Below are 23,244 nucleotides of genomic sequence, written 5' to 3'. Positions count from 1 at the left end.
TGGCAAGTCACTTGACGGTGCAAGGGGTTACGCGGCGCCGGCCAGCAGCTGCTCGAAGGCCGCCCGGCTCTGGTCGCCGACGAGGGGGGCGGTGCCGTTGGCGAGGAAGACCGGTACGGCGCGTACGGCCAGGGCCCGGGTCTGCTCCAGACGGCGCGTCAGTTCGGCCTCGTCGGTTGCGTCGGGGGCGCTGTGCAGGCCCGCTTCGGCGGCCAGCCGGCCGAGCGTGTCGGGGTCGGCGATGTCCAGGCCGTCGGTGAAGTGGGCGCGGAAGAGGCGCTCGGCCACCTCCTCGCCGCGGCCGTGCCGCTCGGCGTGGGTGATGAGGAGGTGCGCGGGGCGGGTGTTGGCGTTCACCGCGCGGTCGTAGTCCAGTACGAGGCCCTCGCCCGCCGCCTTCTTCGCCATCGCGGCCGCGGAGTCCAGCGCCGCGGGCCCGAACTTGCGCTGCAGGACGGTCTTGAGCGGTTCGGGGGCGGGCGGCGCCGCGGGGTCGAGCTGGAAGGGGAGGAAGGTCACCTCGGCGCTGCCGCCGGCCGCGCGGTGCGTCTGCAGGGCCTGCTGCAGGTGGTGGTAGGCGAGGTAGGAGTGGGCGCAGATGACGTCCAGGACCATGGTGATCTTCATCGGGGGCCTCCGGGGGCGTGGTTCGTGAGGAGCGGCGCGGGTCAGCGCACGGTCGCGGAGTGAGACGCGGCCGGAGCCTCGGTGGTGCCGGCAGCCGGATCGGCGCCGGCGGGCGGGGCGGTGCGGGTACCGCGGCGGGCGTTGCGGGTGAACAGGAGGGCGGCCAGGGCGAGGGCCGGCACCCCGGCGACCAGGAAGAAGCCTGCCTCGAAGCCGGTGGCGGCCAGCAGCGGGCCGACCAGCAGCGGCGAGACGAACTGCCCCGCGAAGGTGGCGGTTCCGGACAGCGAGGTGGCCTGGCCGCGGACGGCCTCGGGGACGCCCTCGCCGATCAGCACGGTCACGACCGGGAAGAACACGCCCTGACCGATGCCGAAGAGGACGGGGACCAGGAACAGCAGGACCGGCTGGCTGGTCACCGCGAGGAGGGCGAAGGCCACGACCCACAGGGCGACGGCCACGTGCAGCAGGGTGCGCTCGCCCAGCCGTTCGCGCAGCGGGGCGTAGCCCAGACCGATCAGGCTCATCACGGCGGACATGGCCACGGTGTACAGGGAGACCAGCATCGGGCTCGTGACGCCCGCGGCGGCGAGCTGCTGGGGCAGGAAGACCATCAGCGCGTACAGCAGCAGCGAGGAGAGGAACTGCAGGCCGTACCAGGCGAGCAGGATGCGGTGGCGGCGCAGCAGGGTCAGGGCGCCCATGGGCGCGCCGGCCGGGCCGCCGGCGGGCACGACGTGCTTCGGCAGGACGAAGAGGGTGGCGATGCCGAGCGGCACGGCGATCAGGTAGATCGCGAAGGGCAGGTGCCAGGAGATGCCGCCCACGGCACCGGCGGCCAGCGGCCACAGGACGCCGCCGAGGCTGGTGGCGGTGGACCGCCAGCCCATGGCCCGGTCCTTGGCGCGGCCCTGGTAGAGGGAGAGCAGCGCGACGGTGGTGCCGGCGAAGACGAAGGAGGCACCGGCGCCGAAGACGAGGCGGGCGACGATGAGCGCCGGGTAGCTGTCGATGAGTGCTCCGGCGCCGCCGGCCACGCCGTAGACCAGGAGGCCGAAGGCGAGCGGCACGCGGGTGCCGAAGCGGTCCAGGAGACGCCCGGCGAACGGGCTGACGAGGGCTATCCCGAGGCTGTGGACGGTGACGACCAGCCCGGCCGCCGTGCCGCTCACGCCCAGGTCACCGCGGAGGACCTCGATGACCGGGGAGAGCACCGAGCCGGCCATGACGGTCAGGGTGGAGGCGAACAGCAGGAGGGGGAACACGCCGGCGCGGGGCGTGGTGGTGGCGGCGGTCATCGGGCCACTCCGATCGCGAGGGAGCGCACGGGGGCGCGGGTGGGCAGGCCGTGGTTGGTCAGGCGCAGGACGCGGGCGTTGAAGGCCATCAGGGGCTGGATGAGGCCGTCGACGCAGATGAGGAAGGCGAGGGTGCCGATGCCGACCGGGCCGCCGAGCAGCCAGCCGAGGGTGAGCAGGACGCCCTCGATGCCGACCTTGGCGAGCCAGAACGGTACGTGCAGGCGCTGGTTGAGGCTGATGACCAGCAGGTCCATGGCGCGGATGCCGGTGCCGCTCATGATGATCAGCGCCGAGCCGTAGGCGCACAGCAGGACCGCGGTGACCAGCGCGGGCACCGAGGCCAGCCAGCCCAGGTCCGCCAGGCGGAACAGGTCGATCAGGGAGCCGCAGAGCAGGAAGGTCACGAAGGGCATCAGGACCGGGCGGCGGCGGTTCCAGACGGACCACACCAGGATGCAGACGGCGGCGATGGCGGCCTGGGCCAGTCCGATCGTGCCGGGCAGATGCTCCAGGAGCCCGAGGGAGAGGACGTCGAGGGGGTCCACGCCCATCCCGGCGTGGATGAAGAGCGTGGCTCCGGCGGCGAAGACGACACAGCCGACGAGGTAGAGCGCGTAGCGCGAGAGCCGGCTGCGGTGGGTGGGGTCGGCATCGGGGCGCGTGGGGGCGGAGGTGTGGGGCACGACGTTCTCCCTGGGCGTGGTGAGGAGGTCCGCGCTGCCGCCCGCTGCGGCGGGCGGCGCGCGTTCAGGCGTTGACGAAGATGAGGTTGTTGCCCTGCGGGTCGGTGATCTCGAACCGCTCGCCGGTCTTGTGCGGCGCGATGTCGGTGGCGCCCAGGTCGGCCAGCGCCTGGTGGGCCGCGGGGATGTCGACCTCGGTGAAGGCGATACTGATGGGCTGGTCGCCCTTGGTGTTGGTGACGATCAGCTCGCCGCCGTGCCCGGTGTCGAAGACGAAGGTGGTGCCCGGGTACTCCTGCAGGACCTTCAGGCCCAGCCGGTCGCGGTAGAAGGCGACCATGGCGTCCAGGTCGTCACAGAAGAGCTTCGTGACCGTGAGCTTGCCGAACATAGTGGTGTCCTTTCGTGGGGTCCCAGTGGCCGGTGGCGTGGGGCCGCCGGCGGAGAGGAGGTGGGACAGGAAGCGGGGTTCCGCGGGGTTTCCCGGCGGCTCCGACACGAAGTAAACTACACCGTGCAGTTCACCTTGTAAACCGCCCAGTGCAATTTGAGGAGCCCGGCCCGCCATGACGCCTTCCGCCACCCCCCGTACGACCCCCGAAACCGCGCCCACCGGCCGCCCCGGAAAGCGCGCCGCCATCGACTGCGCGGCCCGCACCGTCTTCGGGAGGGAGGGCTACAGCCGGGCCAGCGTCGACGCCATCGCCGCCGAGGCCGGGGTCTCCAAGCGCACGATCTACAACCACCACCAGGACAAGGAGCACCTCTTCCTCGCGGTCGTGCAGCAGAGCTCCCAGGCCGTCGCCGCACACCAGGAAGAGGTCATCGACCACCACCTGGGCAGCCCCGACACCGACCTGACCGCCGCGCTCACCGCCCTCGGCCGCGCGCTGGCCGTCCCGCAGACCGACTTCGAGAGCCACTTCGCGCTGGTCCGCGTGATCTTCGCCGAGGCCCCGCACCTGCCGCCGCACGTCATCGAGAGCTGGCGCGGCACCGGCCCCGGCCGGGTGCGCGCCCGGCTGGCCGAGCGGCTCGGCGGACTGGTGAAGGCCGGCGCGCTGCGCGACAGCACCACTCCGGAGACCCTGGCCGTCCACTTCACCCAGCTGGTCACCTCGGAGGTGTACGAGCGCTCCCTGCACGGTGCGCTGCCGCTGCCGGCGGACGAGACGGAAGCGCTGGTCGAGTCCGGCGTCGCGGCCTTCCTCGCCCTGCACGGCCCCGCCTCCTGAGGGACGGAACGAGCCACGGGCGGGCTCAACCTAGGTGCTATCAACCGTTCCGCCCGGCCGCTCGCGTGCCACTGTGCTCTGGGCAGCGCCCGAGGGGCGCATCGACGGGGGAACATGCCCGTACTCCGTCATGCGCACGGGCGGTACCGCAGCGCCGCGGCCGCCGTCCGCACCCTCCTCGCAGCCCGCGTCCACCCGCGAACTCCAGGAGGAGCCCGTGTCACAGACGGTCAGGTCACTCCCCCATCCGTCCACTGCGTCACCGGCCCGCCCCGGCCCCCCGCCGCTCACCGCGCAGCCGGCCGGGCCGTGGCGGGTACTCGTCGTCGAGAACGACGCCCGCACCGCCCAGACCCTCACCCGCAGCCTGGAGCGCCACGGCCACCAGGTCAGGACCGCCGCGACCGGCGCCGCGGCGCTGCGCGAGCACCACCACGCCGATGTGATCCTGATCGACCTGGAACTGCCCGACGTGGACGGGCTGGAGATCTGCCGGTCCATCACCGCCGTGTGCGACACCCCGCTGCTCGCGGTCACCGCCCGGGACAGCGAGGTCGACCGGGTGCTCGGGCTCCAGGCCGGCGCCGACGACTACCTGGTCAAGCCCTACGGATTCCGCGAACTGCTGGCCAGAATGGGCGCGGTGATGCGCCGGGCCCGCCCCGCGGCCACGGCCGGCGCGGTCCTGCAGCTGGGGCCGCTCGTCGTCGAGCAGACCACCCGCACCGTACGGCTGCACGGCCGGCCCGTCCCGCTCACCCGCAAGGAGTTCGACCTGCTGCTGCTCCTGGCCTCCCGGCCCGGCGCCGTGGTCACCCGGCGGCAGATCCTCCAGCAGGTCTGGCAGGACACCGACACCCCGCGCAGCCGCACGCTGGACACCCACGTCAACGGACTGCGCCGCAAGCTCGGTTCCGGCGACTGGATCGTCACCGTGCGCGGTGTCGGCTTCCGGCTCGGCCAGCCCTGGAACTCCCCCTCCCCGGCGAAGTGAGGACCTCCGCATGACCCCTACCGGTACCGGTCTCGCCGCCCGCCGCGGTTGCCGCCGGCCCGCCGCGGCACCCGTCCACGCATGCGTGAGCGCCGCCCCTGCGCCCCTGACGAGCGCGGTACGGCGCCGGCCACGCGGCACAGCGGGCGGTCGGCCACGCGGCGGACCGGACCGTGAAGCCGCCTATCCGGATGAGGCGGACGCCCGTTCGTCCGCTTCCGGGCGGACCGGGACGGGACGGGCGCCGGACCGCCGGCCGCGCGGTGCGGCGAGGGCACAGGCGCCCAGCGCCCCCGCCAGGCAGATCACGCCCGCCACCCACAGACCGCTGCGCGCGCCCGCGGCGCCCGCCAGCCAGCCGGTCAGCAGGGCGCCGACCGGGGTGGTGCCCTGGTAGATGACGGTGTAGAGCGCCATGACGCGGCCGCGGTAGGCGGACTCGGTGCCGAGCTGTATGCGGTGGTTGGCCGCCTGCGAGAACACGATCATGGCGAAGCCGGTCAGGGCCAGGGACAGCAGCGCGACGGGGAAGGTGGGCGCCAGCCCGGAAGCGATCTCCGCGACGCCGAAGGCCACCGCCGCGGCCAGCACGACGCGCTGCCGCGGCCGTCCCCGGCGCACGGTCGTGACCAGCGCCGCCACCAGCGAACCGGCCGCCATCGCCGCGGTCAGCAGTCCGAAGGTGCCGGCCCCGGTGCCGAAGACCGTTCTGGCCAGCAGCGGCAGCGTGACCTGGAAGTTGAACCCGACCAGCGCCAGCAGGGCCACCAGGGCGAGCGGCAGCAGCAGGTCGCGCCGCGCGGCGACGTACCGCAGTCCGGCCACGACGCCGCCGCGGGCCGCCCGGGCGGTGCCCCGGTACAGCTCCTGCGGGCGCATCCGCGCCAGCGCGACCACCGTGCCCAGGTAGCTGACGGTGTTGAGCAGCATCACCGCCGGGGCGCCCCACACGCTGATGAGCGCGCCCGCGGCGGCGGGCCCCAGCACCCGGGCCGTGTTGAAGTACGCGGCGCTCAACGCCGAGGCGTTCGGCAGCAGTTCACCGCCGACCATCTCGCTGACGAAGGACATCCGCGCAGGGATCTCCACCGCGTTGACCACGCCCAGGCCCGCCGCGCAGCCGATGATGTGCCACAGCCGCAGCTCGCCGCTGAGCGCCGCGGCCGCCAGCAGGCAGGCCAGTACCGCGGAGGCGAGATTGGCCGCCAGCAGCAGCCGGCGCTTGTCGTACCGGTCCGCCATCCGGCCGCCCAGCAGCGTCAGCAGCAGGACGGGGGCGAACTGGGCCGCGGTGACGGCGCTGAGCGCGGCGGCCGAATCCCCGGTCAGCCGCAGCACGAGCCAGTCCTGCGCGGTGAACATCATCCAGGTGCCGGTCACCGAGGCGAGCTGACCCAGCGTGAACAGCCGGAAGTTGCGCACCCGCAGCGACGCGGTCATGCCGCGCAGTACGGCGCCGCCGCTCATCGCGCGCCCGCTTCGGCACGCGCCACGCACTCCTCCAGGAACGCCAGGACGCCCAGGTGGTAGCCGCGCGCCGTCCGCCCCAGGCTGATGTTGTGGCCCGCGCAGGCCAGCCGCTCGACGCGGACGAGGGGCGAGGCCAGCCGGGCCGTCATCGCCTCCACCGTCCACCGGTCGGAGCGCCACCACTTCTCGTGCTCGGCGAAGGTGAAGCGCACCGGCACCCGGACGTCACGGGCCACCGACGGGTAGGTACGCGGCCAGCACGGCACGTCCCGCAGCTCGTTGCGGGGTATCGGGCCCACCAGCGGCTCGGCCATCCGGAAGGTGCCCGGCGGGTAGAGGGCCAGCGGGCCCCAGTGCAGCCGGTGGCCGCGGCGGCCGACGGGGTCCGCCAGCCGGTCGGAGCCGACGGCCCAGCGGTCGCTGATGCCGGACACGTCGACGCCGAGCAGCCGCTGCGCGCCCGCGCCGGCGCCGTCCCGGGCCGCGGTCATCAGGGCGAGCTTCCCGCCCATCGAGTGCCCCAGCAGGAAGAAGCCGGCCCCCACCGGGTGTTCGCGCGCATGGCTCTCCAGGGCCGCCAGGACGTACCCGGCCTGCTCGGCCAGCGGCAGGCCGTCGGGCAGCGCGGCCGCCGAACTCCCGTACCCGGGCCGGTCCAGCGCGAGTGCCGCGTACCCGCAGGCGGCCGCGAGGGAGAGCATCGAGGTGGCCGGGTCGGCCCGGCCGTGGAAGTAGCCGGCCCGCATCCCGCCGCCGTGCAGCGCGACGAGCACGGCACGCGGCGGGGCGCCGGCCGGCAGGGCGAGCAGGCCGGACAGGCGCAGCGGACCCGCTTCGACCTCGACGGCACGGACCGGATCGTCCGGCGGGGTGGGCGGTGCCTCGGGCGGCAGCAGCTGGGGCATGGAAGTACTCCAAGTCGGTGGGTGCCCGGTGGTGGCGGGGGAAGAAGGGGCAGCGGACGTGCGCGGGCGGGCGCCGGGGTAGCGGCGCCCGCCCGGGATGCGGCCGGTCAGTCCGTACCGCGGATGATGTGCGGTTCGGCGTCGAAGTCGTCCTCGGCTTCGAGGGGCGGCAGCTGCCACCCGGCCCGTGGCGGGCCGGTGTCCTCGACGGTGCCGGGCGCTTCCTGTGTCACGGTCACGGTGTTTCCTCCTCGTACGGCTCGGCGCTACGCGGCCAGTTCCTGCCAGCTGCGCGGGCCGGGGCCGCGGTCGGCGCGTTCCAGGCGGCGCCAGCGGGCGGTGGCGGGCCGGAGCGGCGCGGGGTCTTCGGGAGCGGCGGCCATGACCCGAAGCAGGACGGCGGTGACGGCCGCCAGCTCTTCGGGGGTGGGCGAGCCCTTCTCCACACGGATCACGTCGCGTGCTTCGCTCACTCGGTACTCCTTACTGGGGCGGGTTGCCGTGCTTGCGGGAGGGCAGGCCGGCGTGCTTGCTGCGCAGCATCGCCAGCGACCGGGCGATGACCTGGCGCGTGCTGCGCGGGTCGATGACGTCGTCCACCAGGCCGCGTTCGGCGGCGTAGTAGGGGTGCATCAGCTCCTCGCGGTACTCGCGGATCTTCTGGGCGCGGGTCTCCTCCGGGTCGGCGGAGGCGGCGATCTCCCGGCGGAAGATGACGTTGGCCGCGCCCTCCGCGCCCATCACGGCGATCTCGTTGCTCGGCCAGGCCAGCGCGAGGTCGGTGCCGATCGAGCGGGAGTCCATGACGATGTACGCGCCGCCGTACGCCTTGCGCAGCACCAGGGAGATCCGCGGGACCGTGGCGTTGCAGTACGCGTACAGGAGCTTGGCGCCGCGCCGGATGATGCCGTTGTGCTCCTGGTCGACGCCGGGCAGGAAGCCGGGCACGTCCACGAGTGTGACGAGGGGGATGTTGAAGGCGTCGCAGAACTGCACGAAGCGCGCCGCCTTCTCGCTGGCCTCGATGTCCAGGACGCCGGCGAAGTGGGCGGGCTGGTTGGCGACGATGCCGGCCACCTCGCCGTTGAAGCGGGTCAGGGCGCACACGATGTTGCCCGCCCACCCCGGGTGCACCTCGAAGTACTCGCCGTCGTCGGCGATCTCCTCGATGACCTGCCGGATGTCGTACGTGCGGCCCGGCTCGGCGGGGACCACGTCCAGCAGCGCCTCGCACGGCCGGTCGACGGGGTCGGTGGCCGGTGCGGAGGGCGGCAGTTCGCGGTTGTTGGAGGGCAGCAGCGAGAGGAGGTAGCGGACCTCTTCGAGGCAGGTGCGCTCGTCGTCGTACGCGAAGTGGGCCACGCCGGAGGTCTCGGCGTGCACGTCCGCGCCGCCCAGCCCGTTCTGGGTGATCTCCTCGCCGGTCACCGCGCGGACCACGTCCGGGCCGGTGATGAACATCTGCGAGGTGTCGCGGACCATGAAGACGAAGTCGGTGAGGGCGGGCGAGTAGGCCGCGCCACCGGCGCAGGGGCCCAGCATGACGCTGATCTGCGGGATGACGCCGCTCGCCTTGGTGTTGCGCTGGAAGATGCCGCCGTATCCGGCGAGCGCGGAGACGCCTTCCTGGATACGGGCGCCGGCGCCGTCGTTCAGCGACACCAGGGGCGCGCCGGCCTGGAGGGCCATGTCCATGATCTTGTGGATCTTCTGCGCGTGGGCCTCGCCCAGCGCGCCGCCGAAGATCCGGAAGTCGTGTGCGTACACGAAGACGGTACGGCCGTGGACGGTGCCCCAGCCGGTGATCACACCGTCGGTGTAGGGCCGCTTGTCCTCCAGGCCGAAGCCGGTCGCGCGGTGCCGGCGCAGCGGCTCGACCTCCGTGAACGAGCCCTCGTCCAGGAGCAGTTCGATGCGTTCGTGCGCGGTGAGTTTGCCCCGGGCGTGCTGCCGCTCGGTGGCGGCCGGATCCGGTCCCTGGCGGGCCATCTCCTTGAGCGTTTCCAGCTCCGCCAGGTGGGCCTCGGGCGGCAGCACGGTGGGGGTGACATCGGTGACGGTCACTGAGCTCTCCTCTTGCGGTCGGTGGGGTACGTCGGGCCGTGTGCCGCGCCGGTCAGGCGGCGGGCTGCAGGGCCGGGGTGCCGGTGGCGGCCGGCACGGACGCACCGCCGGGCAGCAGTACGGCGGCGGGCAGCCGGTGCACGGCGCGGGGCGCTTCGGCCACGCCCCGGTAGGCGATCGCACCGTCGTGGTGCGGGCCGCAGTCGAGGTCCAGGACGGACCAGCCCGGCGGGCGCCGCGGGACGTCGGCGCCGAGGTAGTCGGCGGCCGGCGAGCGGCTGAGCCCGGTGCCCAGGGCCTTGAGGTACGCCTCCTTGCGCGTCCAGACGCGGCCGAAGGCGGCGCAGTGGCCGGGCGGCGGCACGTCCTCGATCTCGGCGCGTTCGGCCGGGTGGAGCGAGGGGGTGCACACCTCGACGGTGCCGGGGCGCGGCCGGCGCTCCACGTCGGCGCCGACGGTCTCGGAGGCGACGGCGACGAGCACCATGCCGCTGCTGTGCGAGAGCGAGAAGTGCAGCGGCGGGTCGGGGTGGGCCACGGCGGGGCGCCCGTGGGGGTCGCCGCAGCCGGGACACGGTTCGCGGACGAACGGAACGCGTTCCGGCGCGAGTTGGAGGTAGTGGCCGAGGACCCGGCGCAGGGCGATGTGCGCCGAGGCGTACAGCACGCCGTCGTGGGGCCGGGTGAAGGAGCGGCGGCGGGCCTCCTCGCGTGCGTCCAGTTCCGAGTGCTCGAGCAGCGGTCCGAGCTGGTCGGGGCGGGGCAGGCGGAGCAGCCAGGCGTCGAGGAAACCGTTCATGCGTGCTGCCTGACGCGGTGGCCGTGACCGGTGCCGTGGCCGTTTCCGTGGCCCTCGGGGCCCAGCTGGCCGGCGAGGCAGTCGATGAGCTCCTGGGCGCTGTTGGCCAGCAGCAGCATCTGGAGGTTCACCTCCACCTCCAGCGCGCGTTCGATGCGGTTCTGCAGCTGGAGGCCTGCCACGGAGCCGACACCGAGGCTGTTCATCGTGCGGCCGGAGACGTCGATGTCACGCGGGGGCACGAGGAGAACGCGGGCGAGTTCCCGGCGGATGTAGGCGTCGATGATGCGGGTGCGCTCTTCGAGGGAGAGCGTCACCATCACGGACCGGCCGGGCACCGCGACCTCCGGCCCGAGCAGCGTGTCCTCGGCGTCGTCGTCGAACTCCCAGCCGTCGACGTCCCAGGCATCGACGTCCCAGGCGTCGAGGTCCCAGGCGTCGACGTCCCAGGCCGTACGGCTGTCTTGGACGGTCATCCGGATTCCTTCGGTGAGTGGCGGACGGGGGTGGGAGCGGCGAGGCCGGCCAGTGCCGTGACCACGCCGAGCAGGCCGACGGCGGCGACGAGCAGATGGGCGGCGCGGTGGTCCGGCGTTCCGGTGCCGGCCGTCAGCAGCGCCGCGGCCAGCGCCGGCATGAGCGCGGCACCGGCCTGGACGGCCGTCTGGTACGCCGCGCCCGCGACGGCCTTGTCGCTGTCGGCCGCCTCGGAGACGGCCTGGGTGTTCAGGGCGGTGAAGGCCAGCACGAAGCCGGCGCCCACCAGGAGCAGGCTGGGCAGCAGCCCGGTGACGTACGAGGTGCTCTCCCGCAGCAGCAGGAGGTACCCGGCGAACGCGGCCAGGGACCCGAGGGCGATGAGCGGCCGGGCCCCGAAGCGCGCGACCATCGCCCCGGAGTGCAGGGCGGTCAGGGCCAGCGGCAGGCTCGCGGGCAGGAAGGCCAGCGCCGTCTGCAGAGGGCTGCGGCCGAGTTCGTCCTGCAGCTGCAGCGTGGCGATGAACAGCATGCCCAGGTAGGACCCGTTGAGGCAGGCGGCGCCCAGCGCGGACCGGCGCAGCGCGGCGCTGGTGCGTACGGAGGCGGGCAGCAGCGGGGCCGCCGCGCGGCGTTCCCGTACCACCAGCAGGACATAGAGGACCGCGGCCGTCAGGAGCAGTCCGGCCGTGCGCGGGCCGGTCCAGCCATCGGTGGGTACGAGAGCGATCCCGCCGACCAGGGCCGCGGTGCCCGCGGTCAGCAGCAGGACCCGCACCAGGGGCAGCGGCTGCCGCGCGGCCCCGGGTTCCTGCGCGGGGATGAGTCGCAGCCCCGCGACGAACAGCACGGCCACCACCGGCGCGGGGAAGGCCAGGGTGAAGCGCCAGTCCCAGCCGGTCAGCAGCCCGGAGAGCAGCAGGCCCGTGGCGAAGCCGCTGGCTCCGAAGAGCGTGTACACGGAGATCGCGCGCCGCCGCGCCGGGCCGTCGGGGAAGGTGGACATGATGATCGCCAGCCCCATCGGCGCCGTCAGCGCGGCGCAGCCGCCCTTGACGAAGCGGGTGGCCACCAGCAGTACCGGATCGGTGGCGAGGCCCGCGACGAGGGAGGCGACGGCGAAGACGGCCAGCGCGGTCAGGTACAGGCGCCGCCTGCCCCAGCGGGCGGCCAGCTGCGGTCCGAGCAGCAGCAGACCCGCGAAGCCCAGGGCGAAACCGCTCATGGTCCACTGCGTGCCGGCCGGTGCCAGATGCAGATCGGCGCCGATGGCGGGCGCCGCCACGACCAGTACGGACACCTCCAGGGCGTCGATGAGCATATTGCCGGCGAGGACGGTCAGCAGGCCCCACCGCCGGGTACCGGCGGCGGCCGCGGCGGGGCGGGACACGGAAGGAGTCGTAGACGTCATGGTGGTCTTCCCGGTGGAAGGGGTGGCTGGTGCTGGGGCGCGGGGTCCGGACGTCCGGGTGTCCGGACCCCGCGGCCGAAGAGGGCGGCCGCGCCGGCCCGCCCGGTTCACCCCAGGAGGGTGCCGCCGCTGGCGTCGAGGAAGGCGCCGGTGACCCACCGGGCGTCGTCGGTGGCGAGGAAGGTGACGACGTCGGCGACGTCCTCGGGCTCACCGACCCGGTTGAACGCGGAGAGCTGCGCCATCTGCTCCACCGCCTCGGGGATGTCGAACACCGGGTTGCCGTTGCGGGTGATGCCCGGCGCGACGCTGTTGACGGTGATGTTGCGCGGCCCCAGGAGCTTGGCGAAGTGCAGCGCGAGCTGCTCGACCGCGCCCTTGGTCATCGCGTACGCGATCTCCTCGGGGTTGGCGAAGTGGGTCAGCCCGGAGGAGATGTTGATGATCCGGCCGCCGTCCGGCATGTTCTTCAGCGCCCGCCGGATGAGGAAGAACGGCGCCTTGGCGTTGACGGCGACCAGCCGGTCGAACTTCTCCGGGGTGGTGTCCTCGACCGAGACGCCGCCCATCTCGCCCGCGTTGTTGACCAGGATGTCCAGGTCGGTGGTGCCGGTCCGCTCCTTGAGGCCGGCCTCAAGGCCGAGGAACAGCTCGTGCACATCGCCGGGCACGCCCAGCTCGGCGCGGACCGTGAAGGCCCGGCCGCCCTCCGTCTCGATGAGGGCGACGGTCTCGGCGGCGGCCTCCTTGTTGTTCGTGTAGTGCACGGCGACCAGCGCGCCCTCGCGCGCCAGCCGCACGGCGGTGGCCCGCCCCATGCCGCGGCTGGAGCCGGTGACCAGTGCCGTCTTTCCGTTGAGCCTGCCCATGGTGTTCCCTCCCTGCGCGGCCGCGGACGCGGCCGGGTTCGTCAGTGGTGCGGCCGGCCCGGTGAGGCCGAACCAGCGGTACAGCGCGGCGTCCAGGCCGTCGGTCGTCCGGCCCGTCCACACGAGGTGGCCGTCGGGCCGGACCAGCACGGCCCCTGCCCCGGCCAGGGGGTGGTCGTCCGCGCCGCCGGCCAGGCGGGCGGAGAGCACGGTGACCCGGTCCTCGCGGCCCGCGGCCGCCCGGTGCAGCGGCGCGTCGCCGTCCTGCTCGCCGGACAGGTCCAGCAGCAGGCCGCGGCCGGTGCGCAGCAGGGCCGCCGCGGTGGTGGCGCTGCCGTCGGCGCGGAGCAGCGGGGTGTGCGGGAGCCGGGCGCCCAGCAGCGGGTGGCCGCCGGTGCCGACGTCGTACCGGACGTCCAGGCCGGAGATCATCCCCGCCAGGTGGGCGCGTACCGGCTCCTTGGCGATCAGCTCGGCCAGTACGGAGCGCACCGCCTCCACCTCGGGGCCGCCCAGCAGCAGCATGGCCTGCGCCTGGATGTTGGACCGCACGCGGGCGCCGACCGCGTGCCGTTCGTCGTGGTAGCTGTCCAGCAGGCCCTCGCTGCCGAGCCTGCGGACCTGGATGGCGAGTTTCCAGCCGAGGTTGACCGCGTCCTGGAGCCCCAGGTTCAACGCCTGCCCGCCGATGGGCATCTGCTGGTGCGCGGCGTCACCGGCCAGCAGGACGCGCCCGTCGCGGTAGGCGGTGGCCTGTCGGTCGGCGTCGCCGAAGGCGTTGACCCACAGCGGGGTGCCGCCGCTGATGTCCTCGCCCGTGACCCGCTCCCAGACCGCCGCGACCTCGGCGAAGTCCGGGTCGCCGGTGCGCGTGCCGGCCGGCCGGCCGAACTCGTGCACCATGACGCGGGTGACGCCGTCGTCCCGCCGGGCGGCGATGGCCAGCCCCTTCTCCAGCCTCTCGAAGCGCCGGTTGGGGATGTCCAGGCCCGCCACGTCCGCGCGCAGCAGCTCGCGGGTGGCGTCCCGGCCGGGGAAGGCGGCGCCGGCCAGCCGGCGCACGGTGCTGTTCTCGCCGTCGCAGCCGACGACGCAGAGCGCCGAGAGCGTGACGGTGGATCCGTCCGCCTTCACCGACTCGACCTCGACGCGGTCGTCGAGGACCGACAGGCCGCGGACCTCGTGCCCGCGGCGTACGTCGGCGCCGAGCGACCGGGCCCACTCCTCCAGCAGTTCCTCGGTACGGTGCTGGAGGACCTTCCACTGGCCGGGGTGGCTGCTGTCGAGGGTGAGGTCCAGGGGGATGCCGCCGAAGTGGCCGCGGGGCTCGCGGGGCGGGGTGCCCAGCTCCTCCAGCAGCCCGCGGGAGTCGAGGATCTCCATGGTGCGGGCGTGCAGGGTGGAGGCCCGCGACTCGGTGGTGGGGGCCGTGCGTGCTTCCAGCACGACGACCTCCGCACCGCCCAGCCGCAGTTCCCCGGCGAGCATCAGCCCTACGGGGCCCGCCCCGACGACGATGACCTGGGTGTCCAGTGCGGCCATCTCAGCGTCGCGCCTCGGCGTGGTCCTTGGCGTGGCCCAGCGTGGCCCGGCTGTTGGTGCTGAGCGCGGTGCGCACGTACTCCGTGGCCTCGGCGACGCCGGCCTCGGGCCCGAGAATCTTGGTGATGTTCTCGGTGTTCAGGACGACCGTGTGCTGCGAGGTCGCGGCCACCCCGTCCGCGGTCTCCTCGAACGTCCACCGGCCGGTGTGCAGGGTCATCAGCGCCGGCAGCGTGACCTGCTTGTACGCGATCTTGTGGTGCGGGAAGCAGACCCGGTACGACTTCGTGGTGTGCGTGGAGCCGTCCTTGGCGCGGGTGTCCATCTCCAGGCTCTGCAGCCCGGGGGTGGTCTCCTCCAGGCGTACCGAGGCCACGTGCGGGAGCCGCTCCTGCCAGAGGTGGGCCTCGTTGATGAAGTCGTACGCGTCCTTGGCGGAGCCGGCGATGTGGACCGTGTCCTCGAAGGAGAAGGTCAGGTCCGCCGAGGCGTGGGCCAGTTCGACGTTGGTCTTCAGCGCGGCCAGCTCCGAGCGGGAGTTGCGGTCGACGGCCTGGTCGATCCACTCCAGGGAGGCCGGGTCGTCGTCGATCGCGCGGTAGTCGTGCAGCAGCCGGATCCGGGACTCGTCCGCGCCGAGCGGCTCGATGATCCAGGTGCCGCCCATGGCGGCGACCGGCGGCGCCGACACCTCCTGGCGGAAGGTGATCCGCAGGGCCTCGGGGTCGAGGGTGCGGCGGGAAGTCCAGTTCTTGGCCTCGCCGTTGGCGGTGGCCCAGATCCGGATGCGCTCCTCGTTGGCGCCCTGCTCGACGTGGTCGACGTAGAGGGTCGGCGGGAAGATGCGGGGCCAGTTCTCCACCTCGGCGAGCAGGCGGTAGACCTCGGCGGCGGGGGCCTGCACGGTGATCTCGTGCTCGACCTCACGGACCGTCATGTTGAACTCCTTGGGGAAGCCTTGGAAAGCCTTGGGAAGAGGAAGCGGGGATCAGAAGTTGCCGAGGCCGCCGCAGACGTTGAGCGCCTGCGAGGTGATGGAGGCGGCGGTGTCGGAGGCGAGGTAGCCGACCAGTCCGGCGACCTCCTCCGGGGTGGAGTAGCGGCCGAGCGGGATCTTGGACTGGAACTTCTCGAGGATGGCGTCCTCGGTGGCGTTGTACGCCGCGGCGTAGCCCTGGCGGACGCGCTGGGCCATCGGGGTCTCGACGTAGCCGGGGCACACGGCGTTGACGGTGATACCGGTCGGCGCGAGCTCGTTGCCGAGGGCCTTCGTGAAGCCGACGACGCCGTGCTTGGAGGCGGAGTACGGGGCGCCGAGGACGACGCCCTGCTTGCCCGCCGTGGAGGCGATGTTGATGATGCGGCCGCGGCTCTTGTGGCGCATCCGGCCGGTGTTGAGCACCTCGCGGGTCATGCGGAAGACGCTGTTGAGGTTGGTGTCGATGACGTCGTGCCACAGCTCGGTGGCGATGTCGGCGGTGACGCCGCCACCGCTGCGGCCGGCGTTGTTGACCAGTACGTCGACGCTGCCGTGGCGGTCGACGGCGGCCTGCACGAAGGCGTGCACGCTCGCGTCGTCGCGGACGTCCAGCTCGGCGCCGTCGGCCTCGATGCCGTCCTCGCGCAGCTGCTTGACGGTCCGCGCCACGTTCTCGGCGTTGCGGGCGCCGAGGAAGACGGTGTGACCCTGCTCGCCCAGCAGGCGCGCTGCGGCCAGGCCGATGCCGCTGGTGCCGCCGGTGATGAGGGCGAGGCGTCCGGTGGTACGGGACATGAAGGGACTCCTTGTGTCAGGGCCCGGGCGGTGCCGGGAGGGGAGAGAGGTACCGGGGTCCGGGGCGGCCGCGGGTCGGGCGCGGCCGCCCCGGGTGCGGGTCAGGCCGCGGAGAGGGCCAGGTGGGCGTTGACCGTCTCGATGAGCGCGCGCGGCGTGGCGGCGTCGGTCAGCGCCGAGTCGTCCAGCGTGATGCCCCACTCGCGCTCGATGCGGCCGCCGGTCTCCAGCAGGGCCAGGGACTCGTAGCCCAGCTCCTCGAAGTCGGTGTCGAGGATGTCGCCGTCCAGGTCGACGCCCTCGTCGGCGCCGGCGCCCTCCAGGAGGATGCGCTTGAGGTCGTCCAGGGTGAATACAGCAGACATGTGCGTTCCTTCGGGTTCGGATCTTGGGTGTCCCGCGCCGTTGCGGGACACAGCGGGAGGTCAGCCGTCGGCGCGGAGCACGACGGCGGAGTTGAAGCCGCCGTGGCCGCGGGCCAGCACCAGCGCGGTGCGGACCTCGGCGGTGCGCGGCTGGCCGACGACCAGGTCGAGGCCGTAGGCGGGATCGGGGTCGGTGTGCACGGTGGGCGGGATCAGGCCCTCGTCCATGGCCAGCAGGGCGGCGGCCACGTCCAGCGGCGCGGCGCCCGAGTACAGCCGGCCGGTCATGGTCTTCGGCGCGGTCACCGGTACGCCCCGGGTGCCGAAGACGGCGCGCAGCGCGTCCGCCTCGGCCCGGTCCAGCTCGACGGTCCCGGCGGCGTCCGCGAAGACGACGTCCACGTCCTGCGGGGCGCAGTCCGCCTCGTTCAGGGCCAGCTCGATGGCGCGGCGCAGCCCCGGCTCCCCGCCGGTGCCCGGCTTGGGGTCGAACGTCGCGGCGTACCCGACGAGTTCGCCGTAGATACGGGCGCCGCGGGCGCGGGCCGCCTCGGTGTCCTCCATGACGAGGAGGGCGCCGCCCTCGCCCGGCACATGGCCGCTCGCGGCCGCGTCGAAGGGCACATAGGCGCGGTCGGGGTTGTCGCTGGTGGACAGGCGCCCGCTGGTGAGCTGGGCGGCCCAGCCCCAGGGGCAGATCGAGGCGTCCACGGCACCGGAGACGATCAGCGGGGTGCCCTTGCGGATCTGGCGGCGGGCCTGGGCCAGCGCGTCGAGCCCGCCGGCCTGGTCGCTGACGAGGACGCCGCTGGGGCCCTTCATACCGTTGCGGATGGAGATCTGCCCGCTGTTGACGGCGTAGAACCAGGCGAAGGACTGGTACGCGCTGACGTACTGGCTGCCCTGGCTCCACAGCTTCTGGAGCTCGTTCTGGCCGAACTCGAAGCCGCCGGAGGAGCTGGCGGTGATCACGCCCATGTCGAACTCGGGCTGCTCGCCGGGGACGATGCCGGCGTCGGCCAGCGCCCAGTCCGCCGCCACCAGTGCCATGCGCGTCATGTGGTCGGTCTGCGGGATCAGCCGGCTGGGCAGGTGGGCGGCGGCGTCGAAGCCGGGCACCTCGCCGGCCAGCGTCGCCGGGTAGGACGAGGCGTCGAAGCGGCTGACGCGGCCGATGCCGCTCTTGCCGATCCGGGTGGCCGCCCAGAAGTCCTGGGTGCCGAGGCCATTGGGAGACGCGACTCCCAGACCGGTCACTGCCACGGAGGTGGTCATGCCTCGCTCCTCTCGGGCCGGGCGAGCACCATCGCGGACTGGAAGCCGCCGAAGCCGCTGCCCACGGTCAGCACGGCGTCGGTGCGCTGCTCGCGCGCGGTGACCGGGACGTAGTCCAGGTCGCATTCGGGGTCGGGGGTGTGCAGGTTGGCCGTGGGCGGGACGACGTGGTGCTCCATGGCCAGCGCGCTGGCGGCGATCTCGATGGAGCCGATGGCGCCCAGCGAGTGGCCGACCATGGACTTGATGGAGCTGACCGGCGTCGCGTAGGCGTGGTCGCCCAGGCTCTTCTTGAACGCGGCGGTCTCGTGGCGGTCGTTCTGCTTGGTGCCCGAGCCGTGCGCGTTGATGTAGTCGATGTCCTCGGCGTTCAGCCGCGCCTCGGCCATGGCGACGCGGATGGCCTCGGCCATCTCCGCGCCGTCCGGGCGCAGACCGGTCATGTGGTACGCGTTGGAGCGGGTCGCGTAGCCGGCGATCTCGGCGTAGATGTGCGCGCCGCGCGCCTGGGCCGCGCCGAGCTCCTCCAGGACGAAGAAGGCCGAACCCTCGCCCAGTACGAAGCCGTTGCGGGTGTTGTCGAAGGGCCGGGAGGCCGTCTCGGGGCTGTCCTGGCGGGGCGTGGTCGCCTTGATCGCGTCGAAGCACGCCATCGTGATGGGCGAGATCGGGGCGTCCGAGGAGCCGGCGATCATGACGTCGGCGCTGCCCTCGCGGATCAGCTCGACGGCGTGGCCGACCGAGTCGATGCCGGAGGTGCAGCCGGTGGAGACCACGGTGGCCGGGCCCTGCGCGCCGGTCGCCCAGGCGACCTCGGCAGCGAACGAGCTGGGGACGAGGTAGTCGTACAGGTGCGGTACGGCGTAGGTGTGGTCGACCAGGTCCAGCCGGCCGCCGTCGCTGACGGTGCGGTACTCGGTGTCCAGGCCCATGGTGGCGCCGACGGCGCTGCCGACCGTGACACCGGTGCGGAACGGGTCGAGGTCCGCGAACTCCAGGCCGCTGTCGCCGAGGGCCTCGCGGGCCGCGACGACGGCGAACTGGGCGGCCCGGTCCATCCGGCGGATTTCCTGGGGAGACAGGCCGTGCAGCTCGGGGTCGAAGTCGATCTCCGCCGCCACCCGGGAGCGGAAGGAGGAGGCGTCGAAGAAGGTGATGGCGCGGGTCGCGGTGCGGCCCTCGCTCAGCAGGCTCCAGAAGTTCTTGGTGCCGACACCGCCCGGGGCGAGGACCCCGATGCCGGTGATGGCCACGCGTCGGGCGCTCACGCGGACGCCTCCCAGTTGTAGAAGCGGGTCGCCATGGCGTCGGAGGGCGAGCGCCAGGTGGCCGGGTCGTACGCCTCGATGAAGGGCTTGAGGTCGTCGCTGATCTGCACGAAGCGGGGGTCGGTCTTCGCTTCCTCGATCAGCGCGCCGCCGTTGTCGGTGTCGAAGTCCTGCAGGTGGAAGTAGAGGCCGCGGTACGAGAAGAGCTGTCGGCGGCGGGTGCCCATGCGGTGGGGCATCTCGGTGCCGTCGAACTCCCCGAAGAGGCGGGCGACGTCCTCGGCGGACTGCGGGTTCATCCGCGCGACGATGAGGGTGCTGTGCATAGGTGGGATCTCCTTGTCGGCCGGAGGGAATCCGGCGCTGTGGGCGTGGCTCAGCGGGCGGGGCCGAACCACCGCTCCAGGGACATGGGCAGGTCGTCGTGGCTGCCGGGCGCGGCCCAGGCGACGTAGCCGTCGGGGCGGACCAGTACGGCGGTGGTGCCGGCCAGGTCGCTGCCCTCGGCAGGGGTGGCGGTGGCGGTGATCACGTCCACGCGGTCCGACCAGCCGGCCGCGCGGCCCCGCAGTACGGGGTTGTCGGCCAGGTCGAGCAGGACGCCGCGGCCGGAGTGGAGCAGCGCGGTGCTGCCCGTGGTGCGGCCGTCGGGGCGGGTCAGTTCCAGGTCGGGCATCCGGCGGCCGAGCAGCGGGTGGGTGCCGCCACTGGTCTCGTACCGGATCTCCAGCCCGCTGACCATCGCGGCCAGGTGGCGGCTGACGTCCTCGTAGCCGATCAGCTCGTTCAGGACGTCGCGCAGCGGCTGGATCTCGGCGCCGGAGAGGAACAGCAGGCCCTGGGCCCGGGTGTTCATCAGCAGCCGCCGGCCGACCGCGTGCCGCTCCTCGTGGTACGTGTCCAGCAGCGCCTCGGGGGCGCGCCCCTGGACGACGGCGGCGAGCTTCCAGCCGAGGTTGACCGCGTCCTGGATGCTGGTGTTCATGCCCTGGCCGCCGGCCGGCAGGTGGATGTGGGCTGCGTCGCCGGCGAGGACGACGCGGCCGCGGCGGTACTCGGTGACCTGGCGGGTGGCGTCCCCGAAGGAGCTGACCCAGACCGGTTCACCGTGCGAGATGTCCTGACCGGTGACGCGCTTCCAGCCGGCGACGATCTCCTCGTACGAGGGGGCGCTGCTGCGGCGCTGCGGCGGGGTGCCGCGCTCGCAGAGGATGAGGCGGGTGATGCCGCCGGGCAGCGGCCCCACCATCACCATGCCGCCGTCGAACGTCTCGCCGATCATGCGCGGGTCCAGGTCCAGGCCCTTGACGTCGGCGAGGAACATCTCCAGCGTCGACGCGGTGCCGGGGAAGTCGAACCCCGCCGCCTTGCGGACGGTGCTCCGGCCGCCGTCGCAGCCGACCAGGTAGCCGGTACGCAGCGTCTGCGTGTCCCCGCCGGGCGTACGGACGGTGACCTCCACCGCGTCGCCCTTGTCGAGGAAGGAGACCAGTTCGTGGCCGCGGCGCAGGTCGGTGCCCAGCTCGCCCACCCACGCCTCCAGCACCGCTTCGGTCTGGGACTGCGGGATGGTCTTGGCGGCCTGGTGCGCGCCCTCCAGTACACCGAAGTCGACGGGCAGGCCGCCGAAGTGGCCGACGTTGCTGGTCTCGATGTCACCGAAGCGGGGCAGCAGCCCGCGCTGGTCGAAGATCTCCATGGTGCGCGCGGTGAAGCCCAGCCCGCGGGACTCACCGGTCCGCTCGGGCAGCCGCTCCAGGACGATCACGTCGACCCCGGCGAGCCGCAGCTCTCCCGCGAGCATGAGACCGGCCGGGCCGGCCCCCACAACTATCACTGCAGCGTCCATTGCCTCTTTCTCCTTGGGTGGGCGGGGTGTTCCGTCGCGCGCGACGGTTCGCGCCGGGGTCCGGCGGTCGGGGGCCGCGGTCACGCGTCGGCGAAGACCGGCAGCAGCGGGGCGGGAAAGACCCCGGTGCCGGCGGCGGTGGTCACCAGGCGGCGGCACAGGGTGGTGAGCCGGGCGACGCCTTCGGCGCCCAGGTGTGCGTACGGAGCGGCGTCCAGGCGGTCGGTGTCCCGCTCGACCTGTGCGCGCAGTTCCAGGCCGCGGGCGGTCAGCGCGCCCGCGGCGTCCAACAGGCCGCGGTTGCGCAGCCGTTCCTCGGCGGCGGACCAGTCCTCGTCGGTCCAGCCGCGCTTGGTCATCACGAAGGCACGGGGCATGCCCCCGGGCCCTGCGGAGTGCGAGACGAGCCCGTCCAGACCGGCCAGTCCCGCGTGGCTCAGTACCGCGAAGTGCCCGTCGCCCCGGTACTCCCGCAGCAGGGTCGCGGCGTGCCAGAGCGCCAGATGCGGCTGGTCCGGTACGGGGAGGTCGGCGTGGGCCGCGTACATCGGGCGGCCGGCCCGTTCGCAGCCCTCCGCGGCGCGCAGCGCCAGCTCGGCGGCCTCGGCGGTCTCGGGCGCCTCGGCGATCTCCTCGCCCAGGCAGCGGCGCAGCGTCGTGTCGGCCGCGCGCAGCCGTTCCGCGAGCACCTTGGCGGGAGCCACCCGGTCCCACAGGGCGGGGAAGTGCCCGGCGATCAGCCGGTGGTGGAAGCCGTTGGTGACGGCGGTGACGGCGCCGGGGCCGACCGGGCCCAGAGCGGCGGTGCGGGCGGCGAAGTACCCGGCCATCGGGTCGTCGACGCCGTGCGCCGCCAGGTTCTCGTCGAGGTCGGGGGTGAAGTAGAGGAGCGAGTGAAGGGAGTTGAGATAGAACTGGCAGCGGTTGGCAGGAGTGGCGTCGATGGTCACGGCCGCACCGCGCTGTGGTGGAGGTGGTAGCGGGTGTAGCCGATGGGCCGCACGCCGGGGATGGCCTCGTAGGAGGCGCGGGCCCGGCCGGAGCAGGCATCCCGCAGGAAGGTCTCGTGGGCCTCGTCGGTGGTCCACTCCGCGTAGTTGAGCACCCGGGTGCCGTCCACACTGGTGTGGAAGTGCGTAGCGAGCAACCCGTCCTTCGCGCGGGGGCCTTCACGCCCGACGGTGCCGATGATCTGCTCGATCACATGGCGCTGGCACAGCGGGCCGTCGGTGTCGAAGGTCGCGGCGACCATGCAGCCGGGGGGCTCGGTGGTGGCGCCGTCCGGTACGAAGCTGCGGTGCAGCCGGTACTCCACCGCCTCCGCGGACGCGGGCCCGGCCAGGGCGCGGGTGAAGGGGCGGTAGGCGGCGCCGGACGCGCACTGGGCGTAGGTCAGTACGGTGTTGCCGCTGGTGCTCAGGTAGCTGCTGAAGGAGAGGATGTCGGCCGGCCACTCGGTGGTCTCCCACTCGGCGGTGACCTCGTCCAGGTCCTTCAGGGCCGCGGTGCGGTCGGGCACGTACCAGTGGCTGACGAACACCGCCGCGGTCCCGGCGTGGCGTATGTCCGGGAGGGTCGGGTGGCACAGCATTTTTTACTGCCCTCTCTGTTGGCGGTGGTCTCGTGACGGTGGTCCCGTGGCGGTGGAAATTCGCTCCGGATTTCCGGAGCGGTGCGCGTTGAGCGGCTGCTCCATCTTCATGGCCTCCAGGACGACGACCAGGTCGCCTTCCTTGACCTCCTGGCCCTCCTCCACCGCGATCTTCACGATGGTGCCCTGCATGGGAGAGGCGAGCGCGTCGCCGGAGGCGGCGGAGCCGGACTTCTTGCCGGCCTTGCGCTTGGGCTTGGCACCCCCGGCCACCGCGGCCCGCGCCAGCGGCATCCCGAGCGAGGCGGGCAGCGAGACCTCCAGGCGCTTGCCACCGACCTCGACGACCACGGCCTCGCGGCCATCGGCCTCGGCCTCTTCCCCGGCCGGGGCGGTGAACGGGGCGATCTCGTTCTTGAACTCGGTCTCGATCCAGCGGGTGTGCACGGCGAACGGGTCCGCGGTGAACGCCTCGTCCTCGACCACGGCACGGTGGAACGGGATCGCGGTGGCCATCCCGTCGACCACGAACTCCGCCAGCGCACGCCGCGCCCGCTCCAGCGCCTGCTCACGCGTGGCGCCGGTGACGATGAGCTTGGCGAGCAGGGAGTCCCAGGCCGGGCCGATGACCGAGCCGGATTCCACACCGGCGTCCAGGCGCACGCCGGGGCCGGCGGGGGCCTCGAACTTGGTGACGGTGCCGGGCGCGGGCAGGAAGTTGCGGCCGGGGTCCTCGCCGTTGATG

25 protein-coding genes are annotated in these 23,244 nt (G+C 73.2%); 2 read left to right on the top strand and 23 right to left on the bottom strand.

Going from position 1 to position 23,244, the window contains the following annotated elements:
* Nucleotides 1–27: 27 nt before the first annotated feature.
* The 4 genes from IF04_RS0131915 to IF04_RS38495 all read right to left on the bottom strand — a co-directional run bounded on the left by IF04_RS0131915 (nucleotide 28) and on the right by IF04_RS38495 (nucleotide 3,002).
* Nucleotides 28–627, bottom strand: coding sequence for a DsbA family oxidoreductase (locus tag IF04_RS0131915; protein WP_030265860.1), 600 nt, complete (start codon nucleotides 625–627; stop codon nucleotides 28–30).
* Nucleotides 628–668: 41 nt separating this feature from the next.
* Nucleotides 669–1,925, bottom strand: a complete 1,257-nt coding sequence (locus IF04_RS0131910) for an MFS transporter (RefSeq protein WP_051831755.1) — start codon at nucleotides 1,923–1,925, stop codon at nucleotides 669–671.
* On the bottom strand, nucleotides 1,922–2,611 hold the full coding sequence (locus IF04_RS0131905; protein WP_030265854.1) for a YczE/YyaS/YitT family protein: 690 nt from the start codon (nucleotides 2,609–2,611) through the stop codon (nucleotides 1,922–1,924). Before IF04_RS0131905 ends, IF04_RS0131910 begins: the two co-directional genes overlap by 4 nt.
* Before the next feature lie 64 nt (nucleotides 2,612–2,675).
* Nucleotides 2,676–3,002 (bottom strand): VOC family protein, encoded by a 327-nt coding sequence (locus IF04_RS38495; protein ID WP_051831754.1) that lies wholly within the window; start codon nucleotides 3,000–3,002, stop codon nucleotides 2,676–2,678.
* Nucleotides 3,003–3,177: 175 nt separating this feature from the next.
* On the opposite strand from IF04_RS38495, the gene IF04_RS0131895 reads away from it, so the two are divergent.
* Together IF04_RS0131895 and IF04_RS0131890 are read left to right on the top strand one after the other, a co-directional pair.
* Nucleotides 3,178–3,846, top strand: a complete 669-nt coding sequence (locus IF04_RS0131895; protein ID WP_030265849.1) for a TetR/AcrR family transcriptional regulator — start codon at nucleotides 3,178–3,180, stop codon at nucleotides 3,844–3,846.
* A 217-nt stretch (nucleotides 3,847–4,063) separates the two neighbouring features.
* On the top strand, nucleotides 4,064–4,840 hold the full coding sequence (locus IF04_RS0131890) for a response regulator transcription factor (protein WP_030265846.1): 777 nt from the start codon (nucleotides 4,064–4,066) through the stop codon (nucleotides 4,838–4,840).
* 183 nt (nucleotides 4,841–5,023) lie between these two features.
* Here the strand turns inward: IF04_RS0131890 and IF04_RS0131885 are convergent, their stop codons facing one another.
* The 19 genes from IF04_RS0131885 to IF04_RS0131795 all read right to left on the bottom strand — a co-directional run.
* The gene (locus IF04_RS0131885) at nucleotides 5,024–6,307 is read right to left on the bottom strand and encodes an MFS transporter (RefSeq protein ID WP_051831753.1); all 1,284 of its coding nucleotides are present in this window, start codon (nucleotides 6,305–6,307) and stop codon (nucleotides 5,024–5,026) included.
* Nucleotides 6,304–7,215: an alpha/beta fold hydrolase gene (locus IF04_RS0131880; protein WP_030265841.1), complete on the bottom strand. Its 912-nt coding sequence runs from the start codon at nucleotides 7,213–7,215 to the stop codon at nucleotides 6,304–6,306. The genes IF04_RS0131885 and IF04_RS0131880 overlap by 4 nt, the downstream gene beginning before the upstream one ends.
* 107 nt (nucleotides 7,216–7,322) lie before the next feature.
* Nucleotides 7,323–7,454: a hypothetical protein gene (locus IF04_RS40185; protein WP_263301759.1), complete on the bottom strand. Its 132-nt coding sequence runs from the start codon at nucleotides 7,452–7,454 to the stop codon at nucleotides 7,323–7,325.
* 27 nt (nucleotides 7,455–7,481) lie between these two features.
* Nucleotides 7,482–7,688, bottom strand: a complete 207-nt coding sequence (locus IF04_RS0131870; protein WP_030265839.1) for an acyl-CoA carboxylase subunit epsilon — start codon at nucleotides 7,686–7,688, stop codon at nucleotides 7,482–7,484.
* A gap of 10 nt (nucleotides 7,689–7,698) precedes the next feature.
* Nucleotides 7,699–9,204, bottom strand: a complete 1,506-nt coding sequence (locus IF04_RS0131865) for an acyl-CoA carboxylase subunit beta (protein WP_051831763.1) — start codon at nucleotides 9,202–9,204, stop codon at nucleotides 7,699–7,701.
* Between the two features lie 127 nt (nucleotides 9,205–9,331).
* On the bottom strand, nucleotides 9,332–10,078 hold the full coding sequence (locus tag IF04_RS0131860; RefSeq protein ID WP_063829559.1) for a 4'-phosphopantetheinyl transferase family protein: 747 nt from the start codon (nucleotides 10,076–10,078) through the stop codon (nucleotides 9,332–9,334).
* On the bottom strand, nucleotides 10,075–10,554 hold the full coding sequence (locus IF04_RS36810) for an acyl carrier protein (RefSeq protein ID WP_051831752.1): 480 nt from the start codon (nucleotides 10,552–10,554) through the stop codon (nucleotides 10,075–10,077). Before IF04_RS36810 ends, IF04_RS0131860 begins: the two co-directional genes overlap by 4 nt.
* Nucleotides 10,551–11,945 carry an MFS transporter gene (locus IF04_RS0131850; protein WP_245654579.1) on the bottom strand — a complete coding sequence of 465 codons (1,395 nt, stop codon included), beginning with the start codon at nucleotides 11,943–11,945 and terminating at the stop codon, nucleotides 10,551–10,553. The genes IF04_RS36810 and IF04_RS0131850 overlap by 4 nt, the downstream gene beginning before the upstream one ends.
* Nucleotides 11,946–12,073: 128 nt before the next feature.
* A complete protein-coding gene (locus IF04_RS0131845; RefSeq protein WP_030265822.1) occupies nucleotides 12,074–14,377 on the bottom strand; it encodes an SDR family oxidoreductase in 2,304 nt (767 codons plus the stop codon).
* A 1-nt stretch (nucleotide 14,378) separates the two neighbouring features.
* Entirely contained in the window at nucleotides 14,379–15,314 is a 936-nt protein-coding gene (locus IF04_RS0131840; protein ID WP_030265820.1) for an aromatase/cyclase, read from the bottom strand.
* A 51-nt stretch (nucleotides 15,315–15,365) separates the two neighbouring features.
* Nucleotides 15,366–16,151: a 3-oxoacyl-ACP reductase FabG gene (fabG, locus tag IF04_RS0131835; RefSeq protein ID WP_030265818.1), complete on the bottom strand. Its 786-nt coding sequence runs from the start codon at nucleotides 16,149–16,151 to the stop codon at nucleotides 15,366–15,368.
* Between the two features lie 101 nt (nucleotides 16,152–16,252).
* Nucleotides 16,253–16,516, bottom strand: a complete 264-nt coding sequence (locus tag IF04_RS0131830; RefSeq protein ID WP_030265815.1) for an acyl carrier protein — start codon at nucleotides 16,514–16,516, stop codon at nucleotides 16,253–16,255.
* Nucleotides 16,517–16,576: 60 nt separating this feature from the next.
* A complete protein-coding gene (locus tag IF04_RS0131825; protein ID WP_030265812.1) occupies nucleotides 16,577–17,791 on the bottom strand; it encodes a ketosynthase chain-length factor in 1,215 nt (404 codons plus the stop codon).
* Nucleotides 17,788–19,059, bottom strand: coding sequence for a beta-ketoacyl-[acyl-carrier-protein] synthase family protein (locus IF04_RS0131820; protein ID WP_030265810.1), 1,272 nt, complete (start codon nucleotides 19,057–19,059; stop codon nucleotides 17,788–17,790). The genes IF04_RS0131825 and IF04_RS0131820 overlap by 4 nt, the downstream gene beginning before the upstream one ends.
* Nucleotides 19,056–19,385, bottom strand: a complete 330-nt coding sequence (locus tag IF04_RS0131815; RefSeq protein ID WP_030265807.1) for a TcmI family type II polyketide cyclase — start codon at nucleotides 19,383–19,385, stop codon at nucleotides 19,056–19,058. Before IF04_RS0131815 ends, IF04_RS0131820 begins: the two co-directional genes overlap by 4 nt.
* A gap of 50 nt (nucleotides 19,386–19,435) precedes the next feature.
* Nucleotides 19,436–20,908 carry an FAD-dependent monooxygenase gene (locus IF04_RS0131810; RefSeq protein ID WP_030265805.1) on the bottom strand — a complete coding sequence of 491 codons (1,473 nt, stop codon included), beginning with the start codon at nucleotides 20,906–20,908 and terminating at the stop codon, nucleotides 19,436–19,438.
* Between the two features lie 80 nt (nucleotides 20,909–20,988).
* On the bottom strand, nucleotides 20,989–21,858 hold the full coding sequence (locus IF04_RS0131805) for an SCO6745 family protein (RefSeq protein WP_030265804.1): 870 nt from the start codon (nucleotides 21,856–21,858) through the stop codon (nucleotides 20,989–20,991).
* A complete protein-coding gene (locus IF04_RS40010) occupies nucleotides 21,855–22,499 on the bottom strand; it encodes an antibiotic biosynthesis monooxygenase (RefSeq protein ID WP_051831751.1) in 645 nt (214 codons plus the stop codon). The genes IF04_RS0131805 and IF04_RS40010 overlap by 4 nt, the downstream gene beginning before the upstream one ends.
* Nucleotides 22,500–22,502: 3 nt before the next feature.
* Nucleotides 22,503–23,244, bottom strand: a 742-nt coding sequence (locus tag IF04_RS0131795; RefSeq protein WP_157847737.1) for a biotin/lipoyl-containing protein, incomplete at its 5' end; no start/stop codon positions are given.

Origin of the sequence: Streptomyces violens (assembly GCF_000717745.1) — a bacterium.
In the GTDB taxonomy this organism is placed as follows: domain Bacteria; phylum Actinomycetota; class Actinomycetes; order Streptomycetales; family Streptomycetaceae; genus Streptomyces; species Streptomyces violens.
This window is presented reverse-complemented; position numbering and strand designations above follow the sequence as displayed.